Origin of the sequence: Paenibacillus aceris (assembly GCF_017874035.1) — a bacterium.
Taxonomy (GTDB): Bacteria; Bacillota; Bacilli; order Paenibacillales; family NBRC-103111; genus Paenibacillus_E; species Paenibacillus_E aceris.
Map to the genome: position 1 here is coordinate 121,860 of NZ_JAGGKV010000001.1, position 12,355 is coordinate 134,214.

The 12,355-nt window shown below is 47.6% G+C and carries 7 protein-coding genes; 2 read left to right on the plus strand and 5 right to left on the minus strand.

Going from position 1 to position 12,355, the window contains the following annotated elements:
• Positions 1–20: 20 nt before the first annotated feature.
• From J2Z65_RS00555 to J2Z65_RS00570, 4 genes are all read right to left on the minus strand, one after another.
• Positions 21–1,151 carry an alginate lyase family protein gene (locus tag J2Z65_RS00555; protein ID WP_240159634.1) on the minus strand — a complete coding sequence of 377 codons (1,131 nt, stop codon included), beginning with the start codon at positions 1,149–1,151 and terminating at the stop codon, positions 21–23.
• 131 nt (positions 1,152–1,282) lie between these two features.
• The gene (locus J2Z65_RS00560) at positions 1,283–6,208 is read right to left on the minus strand and encodes an S-layer homology domain-containing protein (RefSeq protein WP_338111660.1); all 4,926 of its coding nucleotides are present in this window, start codon (positions 6,206–6,208) and stop codon (positions 1,283–1,285) included.
• A 712-nt stretch (positions 6,209–6,920) separates the two neighbouring features.
• A complete protein-coding gene (locus J2Z65_RS00565) occupies positions 6,921–8,438 on the minus strand; it encodes a stalk domain-containing protein (RefSeq protein WP_167056595.1) in 1,518 nt (505 codons plus the stop codon).
• Positions 8,439–8,556: 118 nt separating this feature from the next.
• Positions 8,557–9,549: an aldo/keto reductase gene (locus J2Z65_RS00570; protein ID WP_167056915.1), complete on the minus strand. Its 993-nt coding sequence runs from the start codon at positions 9,547–9,549 to the stop codon at positions 8,557–8,559.
• Positions 9,550–9,732: 183 nt separating this feature from the next.
• Here J2Z65_RS00570 and J2Z65_RS00575 point away from each other — a divergent pair, with 183 nt between their 5' ends.
• Entirely contained in the window at positions 9,733–10,635 is a 903-nt protein-coding gene (locus J2Z65_RS00575; protein ID WP_209855638.1) for an AraC family transcriptional regulator, read from the plus strand.
• Between the two features lie 199 nt (positions 10,636–10,834).
• Complete coding sequence (locus J2Z65_RS00580) at positions 10,835–11,470, plus strand: hypothetical protein (protein ID WP_167056592.1); 636 nt, start codon at positions 10,835–10,837, stop codon at positions 11,468–11,470.
• 30 nt (positions 11,471–11,500) lie between these two features.
• Here J2Z65_RS00580 and J2Z65_RS00585 read toward each other — a convergent pair whose 3' ends face one another.
• Positions 11,501–12,274, minus strand: coding sequence for an arylamine N-acetyltransferase family protein (locus tag J2Z65_RS00585; protein WP_193580871.1), 774 nt, complete (start codon positions 12,272–12,274; stop codon positions 11,501–11,503).
• Positions 12,275–12,355: the final 81 nt, after the last annotated feature.

A 12,355-nucleotide genomic window follows, 5' to 3' on the forward strand; every position in this document is an offset into this window, starting at 1 on the left:
GTCTCGTCTATCCGTCTGCCTTATATCCAGAGCAGCGGTTGCCGGATCGCCATATTCCGCCGGACTTCCGCTTCCTGCGGTTTTTGATCGAGCTTGCGCCACAGGGCAAGGAGCTTTTCAGAACCGTAAGCCAGCCCTGCAAGCAATAAGAAAGACATTCCTGCAGGCCAATGCGCATCATATTCTACATCACGCCCATATGGCCATGTTTGTTTATTTTCCATATATGGCAAAAGAAATTCGATTCCCTTCCTTAGGCCTCTGCCGTCCGAAAGCTGAAATTCCCACAAATTCTCGTTCGGCGTAGAGAGAATATGAGTAAGCGTTACGAGGTTATCCAGGGTGAAAAGCGAATAGGCATACGGCTTCGTACGTGACAATTCCCGGGGAAAACTGCCATCCGTGTCCATCTGTTCTTCAAACAGCCTGCTCTTGTATTGTTCTCTGCACCAATCCAGCAAGGCATGATGACCGGTCAGCCGTGCGAACGCTGCAGCCTGTACGAACCAGCAGATCCCGTGATTGTTTGGTTCGTTTCTTTCTTCCACCCCTTGCGGATGCTCGTTCATCCATTGCAAATACTCCGAGAACCATGATGAAACCTCATGTAGAACTTGAGTATCCGTCATGGTTGCAGGCTCACTTTGCAGAACATGAACGGCTGCCGCCGCATCAATCAGGTGCAGCGTATCGATCACGCCAATCCCCCGTCCGTCGCATACACCTGGAACCGCCTGAGCATAGAGCAAATGCGGATTCATTCGCGTGTTCTCGTTCAGGAAAAAAGCGTCTAACAGCTGCACGGCCTTCGCTGCGTACTGCTTCTCTCCTGTTATGCGATAGGCAGCAGCCAGACAGGCGACCCGGGACCGCATCCGTCTGAGTAGGATCCGATGCGCATGGAAATTATCCGGATTGCTCTCTCCGTCTCGGCGAACGTATGGCAGTCCATCCGGCGTATTCGGATTCGGCCACCAATAATCTCCGTTTGAATAATAATCATGCACGCTTCCGGGGCTTTGCGGGGCGCTAGCATCGGTAATATGTACATTTGGAGCCGTTAGGGTGGCATCTGCCTGTCGGATAATCGCATTCAGATCCAGATACCTCCCCCAACTTTCTCTATTTTCTTGGCAAATACTTTGCATCATTACAAACTCCTTTCATCTATACGAATAAAGCACTAAATGCAGCAGGTCTGCCCCCGAACGCCGGGAAGCCAAACCTACTGCATAACATATGCCTTTAAATTTACGATTGCGAATTGGATCAGCAAAAAACGCTAAAGATCCAACATACGCATAATGACCGTTACGGCTTCCGCCCTCGTGGCTACAGCGAACGGCTCAAAAACATCTTTCTCCCGGCCGTTTACAAGCCCCAAGGAAACTGCTTGCGAAATTGCCGGCAATGCCCAAGTTGGGATCTGGGGACTATCGCTAAACGAAGCTGTGAATGGCATTCTCTCTTCATGGGAATAGGCCCTTATTAGCATCGTAACCATTTCCGCCCGGTCAATGGGTTTATTAGGCCGCAATGACTGGTCTTCATACCCCTGGAGAATGCCCGCTTCCAGCGCTGCGCCCAGTTCTCCCGCTGCCCATGGGGGAATATCCGCCTCATCGGCGAAATTTTGCGCAGGCGGTTCAGCCTTCAAGCCCAGAGCACGTACTAGCATGGCTGCGAATTGCAATCTCGTCATTGGCTCGTCAGGCTTGAAACTGCCATCCGAGAAGCCGGTTACGATGCCTTTGGCAGCAGCACGGGAAATGGCCTCCGATGCCCAATGATTCGGCACATCTGTAAAGGATTCCTGCACCGGTGCCGATGTTGACGGATCTGCCGGTTTCGAAGGAAGCGGGATGTTCGGTTCCGGATTCGGCTTCGGCGCAGGTATTGGTGCAGGCGCCGGAGTATAACCGGATGAAGAATCCGATGTAGACACACGGCTTGTAGGTGGACGCTGTGCCAGAATGGTATACGTTTGATGCACACCGGAAGGCAGCGATACATCGAGTAGTACAACACTACCGCTTTCGGCAATGGCGAGTGCTCCGCTCTCGCTGCCACTGCGAACAGTTTGCGGCGCAGCTCCGTCTACGCTCAATTGAATGGAAGCTTCCTGACTTACGGAAACAGGCGTAATTTTCAAGCTATTTGTGCCAATGGGGACCATCGCTGTGTAATAGGTGATTTCAGAATTGAAGGCTGGCGAGAGTGCCAGATTCGGGCTGATCTGAAGGCTGCTTAAGAGCGGCTTCGCATCTTCTTCGGAGCTGTTCCGTCCGGCAGCAGGCCCGACATCAGCAGCTGTAAGCGGCCGATGCACCAGATCATTGGCCGGATCGTACTCATCGCTACCTGCGTCGGCGGTATGCGTCCGTCTTTGACCATCCATATCGTCCGAGGGTACGTATGGACCTTGAGCCGCATCGACGGCTGGACTAAGCGGTGATAAACGGATCAGTCCGTCGCTGCCCCGGATCAGCTTCAGATCACCCTTGTACGTGGCGCTCACAACGGTCGCATTAGCGGCCACGGCTGCGAGACCATCGGCCATGTTGCCGACATAGGCCGGCCGCCCGGCGGATGTAATATCTTTCGTTTCATTGAATATTGTCCCTGCGTTGCTGAAAATAACATTATTAGAAATCTGCGTTCCCACCGGCTGGAACGTGCGTTGGGCGATTTTTACCGCAGAGGCTTTATTACTTAAGTTGACGATTGTGTTATTAAAAATCTGCACATCATATTGCCTCCAATGCCCGCGCAGCAGCTCCTGCTGCCTCTCTGCCGAAAGGCTCTTCAGTTCCGCGAAATCATCCGGACCGGTGCCCCAGCGGATAATCGGATTCGTGCCTCCGTCCGGCCCGGCGTCTTCCGTTCCGCCGTCCAACTGAACGGCATCGTCGGTAAGCCCTTCCATGTAATTATTATAAATCTTGTGATCATTTCCATAAATGCGGAAGCCGCTCGTTCCAGGCTTCTTGCCATCCGCGATGATGAAATTGCCGTAAAAGCTGTTGCGATGACCGTGCCGGGCAACCATCCCTCCGTAAGAATTAAGAACGGTGTTGTACCGGATTATATTATCGCTGCTCTTCACCGAAACGATCTCATCCTCGCCGTTTAGTCCGTCGAACAAATTGTATTGAATCGTCACATGGCCAGGCGCCAAAGATAGTCCGGAAAGTCCGAGGCGGATCGCTTCCAATCCATTGCTCACTCGTGGACCGATGTCATGAAAGTGATTGTATTCAATGATATCGTACTGTGAAACCGCGTCCTTGCCGTCATACGTCATCACAGCGCCAAAGCCGGTCTTCGGTCCGATATCATTGTAAGCGATCCGGTTGTGACTGCTGGTGCCCTCTACTTGAATATAATGCCTGTCAGTCCCGCCATCCGTCAGCAGCGTTGAGTTCGGCGTATGTGACGTTTCTCCCGTGTAAACGGCTCCATTAGGGTCATAATTGGCACCATAACGGCAGCTGTTCTCCACACCAATGACACACCAGATTATCTTACTGACGCCGCTTTCTACCTTTGTAAAACGGTATTTCTGACCCGTTTCATCCAAGGCAAATGTATTGCGCATAATGGAGATATTGCTGGAATCGTACAGTTCCACACCCGGATGCAGCCCCTTTAATAAAGCCAGCCTGTCTTCCGGAACCGCTCTGCTCCGCAGTGTATCTTCACCTTGGTCCGATCCTCCGCCCGAGTGGAACGTAAGCCCCTCGACTTCGACGTAGTCGGAGTTGTCAATATGCATGTAGCTGTCGCCAGCGATAACCGCCTTCCCTTGTTCCGCAGCCGCAATCCGAATCGGAAGCGCGTCCGTACCCGTCTTATCCTTGATCACGAACGGGCCCTTTTGCTGGTACGTTCCATTTTGCAGTTCGATCGTCGTTCCTTTAGCGGCATGATCCAGAGCAGCCTGTAATTCACCCGCGGAGCTGACCTTCACCACCTGAACAGGTGGAAGCGGGTCCACCGCTTTATCGCCTGCCTGCGGGGGGCCACTCGGCTCAGCCGGTTCCTCCACTACAGGGGGTGTACCCGTATAAAGCTCAACTTCCGTAATGCTATTCCAGCTGCCCGAGCTGCCCGAAGCTGTGTTTCCATATCCCACCAGCCGTAAATAACGAACAGCTGCTGAACTGCTCATCACATAGGGCTGCATGATGTCATCGCCGGCCTTGAGGACCCGGCTTTTCCGTTTGGGCAGCAGCACCGTCGAATTCTGGAAATCCGCTTGATTCGAACCTACAATTTCAAAGCTGGTTTGACGGTCGACCGCACTTAGAAAAGCAATATTCAAATAGGTAACCTGCTCAGGCTGCCCCAAATCGAACTGCAGCCACTCTCCTTGTCCCGAAGCCGACCAACGGACATCGTTGTTCCATATACCGTCCACCACATTGGCGGGAATATTGGTCGTGTTTGGCTGATAGGAGCTGGCGGTAACGGTCGTTGCGTTCAACGGGATTTGACCGTTCGTTCCTTTGGGCGATAACCGGTAGGCTTGCAGCGTATAGGTATTAGTTGAATCGCCGCTCGATAGCCGGATCATGATTTTATTCATGCCTGGCGCCAGAGTCATCCTGGTAACATCGCTCACCGGTTGATTCAAGCCCTCGTTATTCATCAAGGTCACTGTCGCTGTAATATTGGCGCCTGCCTGCATCTCTAACCGAATAGGACCTGCTTCCTGCGGGACTATCACTTCATACCCGTTTATCTGGGAAGGCGCGAAGGGTGTATTCATCTCCAGTTTTTGACTGCCCACCCAAGCTTCGAGAGCGGATAGTTGGACGGCAGGCATTTTCTCCGCAAAGGTGAAAAAGGATCCGTCTGCCAGCTCAGCATCGGCTGCATAGTAAACTCCCCCATGCAGCTCCACCTTGGTCAAAGGGTGAGGAACCGCATCGCTGAATTCGCCGCTTCTGCTCGTTAACAGCAATCCGCCTAACGGGAGCATCCCCTCCGGGAAAGCGACTTGCACGATCCCGACATTGCCGGTATTCTGGACCTTCCATATCCGTGACAACTGCTTGAAGCCCGCTCCGTAAGGCACTGATGAAGCGGTGCTTCCGTTGTCTCCCCAAAGAAGGTACTGCTTATCGGACAAAGCTTGTTTAGCGCTAATGATGACCTGCGATGATGTTTGTCCTTCACTGCTTCGGCTTGTGTCCTGAGCCAACGCCCCTTCAATATCCCGCACGATTCCCGCTATGTTATTGCTATATGCCGCATTTGCCGCCGCTGGCCATACGATCTGGGAGGATGGGCCAGCCGACATATACTCCTTCCCTTTCAACGGCGTTCCAAACTTGAGGGCCATGTACGTCTGCACTTGATTTTGCTGCATCTCGGTAAGCGCATTGCCGAACACGATCATCTCACCGATTTGTCCATCGTAACCGGATCCCCCGGCGAAGGCCGAACCGAGGGACATCGGACTGCTCCCGTTTCCAGTCATAGCGAGGCGAGTCTGCGTTGATTTGGCTATCGTTTGTCCATCTAACGTAATAGCTTGATACACAGCACTCGAAACTGCCGGCTGCGATTCATATTGAAAACCCCAACTGTTGAATTGAAGTGGAGGAACTTGATACCCTGTCGTGAGTCGCGGATTACCGGATGTGACTGCTCCCGAATCCCATAGAACTTGCGAGGTACTGGAAAAGAACGGGATATACGCCCCGAACTTTCCGGTCCCTTGTAAATTTTCATAAAAAATTTGTGACGTCTGATTCGATACCGATAACCCGCCCGTCATCACATAAACACTCGCACGTTTAACCGATTCATTCTGATCAAACAATCCGTCCTTGTCCAATAAAAGACTACCGTTGCCTGAACGGATGAATTGCACCGTAGGCTGGTAATTAAGCAGCGGATTGGATGGAACATACTTCGGCTTCGTCCTCGGGCTCTTGTCTCCAACCGTGCCGTCATTGATGAAATCATTACCTTGCGGACTGCTGTCTCTCCATGCCGTAACTTCGCCATTCCCGTTAAGGATCACGCTGGTTGGATCCGCTTTCAGCCACAATTTCAGTAAGTTAGCATCCACACCACCTGGCGTCCCGCCCGCCGCACCAACCGCATCTGCTTTGGAGTAACCTGCAGGCAGTCCCGCGAAAGTTAGAGCGGCTGCGAGCATCATGCTGATCATCCGCTTCGAACATACTCTTGACACCTTTTTCAAACAAACATCACCTCTTCTTTATCATGGCGCTCTTCTGCAATTGTGCAGACAAGCGCAAAAGCAATTACGCTCATCATATGAAAACCCTTACAAACATGAAATCATCAAAACCCAAACTCATCATCAAAATCTTGAATTCCACTGATCATTATCTAAAATAAACCTTTAATTTACATAAACGAGCACATAAATGTCCTTTTGTAATGAACATGACCTTTCCAGTACAAATAAAAAACCTAGCCTGCGGCTAGGTCCTTATTTTGTTCGAGCAAATGGGGAGGGAATTGGATATGGGGCTACACACACGGTCGATTCGCTTTTCCACCCCATATCCATTCCCTTTTTGTTCTACTTTGTGCTACCTTCGACTTCTCTTACCCCGATTCGGTTCTCAATCCGGTATTCTCTTATCCCAAACATGGATGCACCGCCATAAATAGGGAAACTCCGTTCCCTTATTCATGCAAATAGTGTAATTTCGTAGGTTGGAGGGGAACTACAGGCTCTTATTCAACCTCCATCGCCCAACTATGTGTCAAAATAGCGAAATAGCAGACCCTAGTTCCCTCTCCCTCACGCAAAGGGATCTTTTTGGCAAAATAGCGGCCTGAAGTTCCCCTATGAACATAGATCAAATAAAAAATGGCTGCCTAAGCAGCCATTCGCGTTTCTAAACAAGTTCCTTTGTTGAATCAGACAAAACCTAATAAACATTAATCCGTCGAAGAATATGGTTCAAGCTGTCATAAATAACAATGTTCCCATTATTATCGATCGTGAATAAGGGAAAGCCCCCTACATTTAATGAGCTGGGACCCTTGACCTGATAGACTACGGATTCTCCGTCTTCGATTTTATTATAAACCGCAGGCTGCTCATATGTTTGTGTTTTGGGATCGAATAAGCCAACGTTATAGGTTAAACCCTCAATACGAACATAATCTTCTAATTTTCCGGAAACGTCGACTCGGTATATTTTTTTAGCGTCGGATACGTAGAAATAGCCATCGCGAGAAGAAGCTCCTGTAATTAGATCCAAATGAACCTTGGCCACCTCACTAACAGTACCATCCAGGTTAATCTTGCTAATGTTTCTGTTCTCTTTATCCAGCACATAGATGCTGCCATCCAAGTTTGTAGAAACATAACTCGCATGCTTATCGGGTATGCTTCCAATTACTTTCGTTTCATTTGGTGCCTGGAAGTCGTACACCCTCCCCTTAAACGTATTGCTGTAGTAAAAATGTCCTTGGTCCATAAACAAGAGAAAGTTATTCTCTTCATTCATGGAGCTGTCTAAATTGTACGTCACCATCTTCACTTCTGGCAGGACCTCATAAATGACTGTTGCTTCTTCGACATAGGTTTGCGCTGCATGCGCCATCAAATACAATTTGTTGTTTGAACTATTGTAAAATAGCTTTTTGGGAGTAATGTTCATAGAAGGTATACGCTGCATAGTGCCCTTTGAATCTTTATATTGGATATCAAATTTACTATCAATAAATGTCATGTGTTTGATATATTTTCCATCCCCGGTGATTTGATCATACGACAAAATTCCATACGGGTTACTCCAGCTTTTCGCATTATAATCTATCATATACACATTGCTATTTGAATCCGAAATGATATCTTTAATTTTAAAATCATTGGTATCTGAACTGGGCAGCTCAAAGGTTAAATTATCTACGGTAGGTTTATCCCGCTTTGTCTGAACTGCTACTGATGGAATGGTTTTACTAGCGATCGTAATGGCAAGCGTGGCATTGTCGAACGAGACCGTCTGATCCATATTTTCAGAAATAAACCGCAGGGGCACCATTGTCGTGTTATTCAGTATGGTTGCAGGCTGCTCCAATGTAGCAGAGACTCCGTTTATCCTCGCATCCTTACTGTCAATCGTCAGTGTTATCGTGGTTTTGGCCGTAGACAATGTAATTGTCCGTGTAAGTTCCTCCCAATTCACCGCAATCCCCAGCGACTCTGCAACAAAGCGAAGCGGCACCATCGTCACGTTGTTCATTAAAGTCGGCGGAACCGGAAGCGTCTGGTTTTGACCATTTACTGTCACTACTTGCTCATTTAATTTTAGCTTCATTTCATGGTGATCCGCAGCAGCTGCAGAAGCTATTGAGCCCGCTGCAAATGCAGGTTGAATGGATAGGATAAAGCAGCTGGCACCAAGCACGATAAGCTTACCGAAGTTATTAAGGGGCACGGGTTTCTTCCTCATTTTCTATCATTATTCGGGCAAATATCAATTCCCAAATTCAGTATATTCTACACCTCATTCCAAATTCCTTTTATCGATATCGCCCATCCATTTAGATCGGTCTTTATTTTCCCGTTCTATTGGCATATTCAGAACCTGCCGGATAGCGATCTCCCAAGACTTCAATGCTAGACAGCGCGTCGTTTAGATCAGTTAGCTCTTTTGCAGTCAACTCGACGTCTACTGCGCCAAGATTTTCTTCCAAACGCTCCAATTTGCGTGTGCCGGGAATCGGCACAATCCAAGGCTTCTGCGCAAGCACCCATGCGAGTGCAATTTGAGCTGGCGTTGCCTTCTTCTCTGCAGCGACCTGCTTGATCAGATCAACTAAAACCTGATTTACTTCAAGATTCTCGGATTGGAAGCGAGGCTGTTTGCTGCGGAAATCGTCGGTTCCGAATGTAGTATTCTTATCAATGGTTCCCGTAAGGAAACCCTTGCCCAGTGGGGCAAATGGAACAAAACCGATTCCCAGTTCTTCAATGGCAGGCAGCAGTTCTTTTTCAGGGCTTCTCCACATCATGGAATATTCACTTTCAATTGCTGTAAGCGGCTGTACCGCGTGTGCGCGACGGATCGTTTCCACCCCTGCTTCAGAAAGCCCCCAATGTCTGATCTTTCCTTCCCTGATTAGATCTTGCATGACCCCGGCCACTTCTTCGATTGGCACATTTGGGTCAACACGATGTTGATAGATGAGGTCGATCGTTTCAATTTTAAGTCGTTTGAGCGAGCCATCAACTGATTGTCTAATAACGTCAGGCTTGCTATCAAGCACCTGCTTGCCCCCTATTACTTTGATTCCAAATTTAGTAGCGATGAGCACCTTTCCCTTGAACGGAGCAAGTGCTTCACCTACTAACTCCTCATTGTGGTGTGATTGCCCATAAACTTCAGCCGTGTCGAAGAAATTAACACCGCGGTCAACGGCCGCATGGATGAAAGAAATGGCATCTTTCTTTTCTGGCAGCGGACCAAAACTTTGGCTCATTCCCATGCAGCCTAAACCAATTGCAGAAACTTCTATTTCACTTTTACCCAATTTACGCTTTTTCATCATTCATCTTCCTCTCCTCTTGCTTATGTCACGATAAGTTTATCCTTATTATGCAACACATTAAAAAAAGACCGATATCCCATTCGTACCATATGATTGCCTAATCCTCTTACAACCACTTTCGAACCGAAGAATGTTGTTTTATAATGGAGCCATATAGGTTGAAGGAACAAGGAGGATCTTATGTCTGAAAGCATATATGAACAGCAGAATGAGCTCAGCCAACTCATTGAGCGACATTCGGGTCAGGACGGAGTTTACGAGTCCGCTATCCCATCTTTATTTTTGATTCGCCGCTCACAAGTAACCGAGCCGGTTTATAGAGTTTACAAGCCCTCTTTATGTTTCATAGCTCAAGGTTTGAAAGAGATATTGCTGGCTCAGGAGCGTTACGAATATGGTCCTGCCGACTACCTGATTTCATCCATGGACTTGCCGGTGATCGGTCAGATCATCAAAGCTTCTCCCAACGCTCCGTATTTGAGTTTAAAACTTGAATTTACGCAGAGTCATATTTTAGAGGTTATCCATGACTCTGATATTCAAATCACCCCGAAAGAAAATACGAAACGAGCAATGTTTGTCGGCCAGATAGAATTATCTATACTGGATGCCATACTTAGATTAGTTCGTTTGCTGGATAACCCCAAAGATATTCCGTTCCTTGCGCCTATCTACACAAAAGAAATTCTATACAGGCTTCTGCAAGGGCAGTATGGAGTTTCACTGGCACAAATCGCAATGGAAGGAAGCAATACCTATCGAATCCGGGAGGCTATTGAACAAATTATTACTAATTGTGATAAGCCCTTGCGAATTGAGGTGCTTGCAGAAATAGCCAGTATGAGTATTTCTTCGTTTCACAGATACTTCAAAGAAGTAACCGCTATGAGCCCTATTCAGTTTCAAAAACAGCTGCGATTGCAGGAAGCACGCCGCCTTTTATTAGCTGAGTCAGCGGATGCCGCTGATGTGGCATTCCGGGTTGGCTACGAAAGTGCATCCCAATTCAGCCGCGAATATTCTCGTATGTTTGGTTCACCTCCCCGGGCAGACATTAAACGCCTGAAGGAAAAATATGTTTAAAGCCTTACATGCAAAGGGCTGCCACACGGCAGCCCTATGGTATGATCTATAATTTTGTAACGCATGATAGTGACGTGGCGCTAAGACAGCTGTTTTTTTATAAATCGTTAAATTGTGCAATCGGTAGACACAACCTATACTCCGAAGTATGATGAGGAGCAGGCTTCTTTGTTGAACATGAATTCGGAGGTACTTAAGGATGAACGTAGCAAATTCTTTTCTAGTCTCATTATTTGTATGGCTAGCCATATTGATAAACGGGTTGGTGGTTTTTCGATTTAAGCCGTTAACTTTTTGGAAAGAGATCTTGATGGTTTCCGTTTTCTGCTCAAGCATCTCTACCCTAATTCAATATTTTGATGTGGTAATATTAATGACATTTGCGCCCCCTGCATTAGCCATTTCATGTTTCGCCTTTCTTACAGGGATACGTTGGGTCTATATGATGATTATGATAACTGTAGGCGTAACGGTCAGCGGACTTTTAGAGTTTGGAACTACCTATGTATTCCATCACTTCGATATTGAACTCACTTTAGATATGCTCGAAAAGGATTATTCCTTGGCATCATGGTATTTTGTTGGAATTCATTTCGTCATCGTCCTTACTCTTTATCAAAAGAGACTTGGATTCACTTCACTGGAAATTTATCGAACCCCGCGACTGAGTGACACATCCGTCATTTTCACCTTGTTATTCCTAGCGGCAAATTCAATGGCTGGGATTTTCATCGTTTTTAAGCAAACATCCATCTTATACCTACTACTATTTGTATTCATTGGATTTATCGTCTTTGTGATTTCTAATTTTATCAGAGAGCTCCGATTGTCATAATTAGAGTTTGAAGTTTAGCGTTCTTAATATTTACATAAGATGAATGCCAAAATGTAATAACAATGCTGCATTATACGCGTCATCTGTCTCCGGTGTGAAGGTTCTTACACCTTCAGAGCTAAAAATGCGGAACTCGCGATCAGCGATTGTATTCCGTCCCTCGGCAGTTCGTATCGCAACAATCGGGTATTTGTTGAAAATCGAATCAGGAGCATTTTCACACCAAAAACTCGCAAATAGGTAGTCTTTCGGCAGCTGTGGTTCCTCTGTGAAGGAGTAAATGCGATTCCATCCTCCGGCTTTCTGCTCACAAAGCGCCCAGCCATAATAAGGATCTTTTTCGAGGCGGTAACACTCTTCACCTTGCTGTTGTGCAAGACCCTCGATGAAAGAGATCGGTCTGCACGGTACGATCCCGCCTACACCGACATCGCACAGGTAGTTAACGCCTTCGGCTTCTACCTTCAGGACGTGATGGCGTCTTTTTGGCGGGAGATTCGGCTCGTCGCGCCAAAAACGGGCAACCAAGTCAGTAACCGTGTAACCAAGCTCACGCAGCAGCCAGCCGAATAAGGCATTTAATTCGAAACAGTACCCACCGCGCTGGCGTATTACAATCTTTTGATACAAGTCCTGCGGATCTAAGGATAAAGCTCTGCGTTCCAGAATATCCAAATTCTCATATGGAACCGTGTGTAGATGTCGCTCCTGCAGGTCAGCCAGCGTCTTTGCGCTGCCATTAAGCGATCCTTTGAAACCGATGCGATCTAGATAGCTCTGAATTTGATTGTTTTTACTTATCAATCTTCAAACACCTTCCTTATCAGAGTTACTTCATCCATTCCAATCCCTAGGCATTTATATCCAGTTTATCACAAATGACGA

Bases quoted from the DNA above. Each gene is read 5' to 3' on its own strand.
- J2Z65_RS00555 (WP_240159634.1), bottom strand. From the start codon at position 1,151: ATGATGCAAAGTATTTGCCAAGAAAATAGAGAAAGTTGGGGGAGGTAT.
- J2Z65_RS00570 (WP_167056915.1), bottom strand. From the start codon at position 9,549: ATGAAAAAGCGTAAATTGGGTAAAAGTGAAATAGAAGTTTCTGCAATT.
- J2Z65_RS00575 (WP_209855638.1), top strand. From the start codon at position 9,733: ATGTCTGAAAGCATATATGAACAGCAGAATGAGCTCAGCCAACTCATT.
- J2Z65_RS00580 (WP_167056592.1), top strand. From the start codon at position 10,835: ATGAACGTAGCAAATTCTTTTCTAGTCTCATTATTTGTATGGCTAGCC.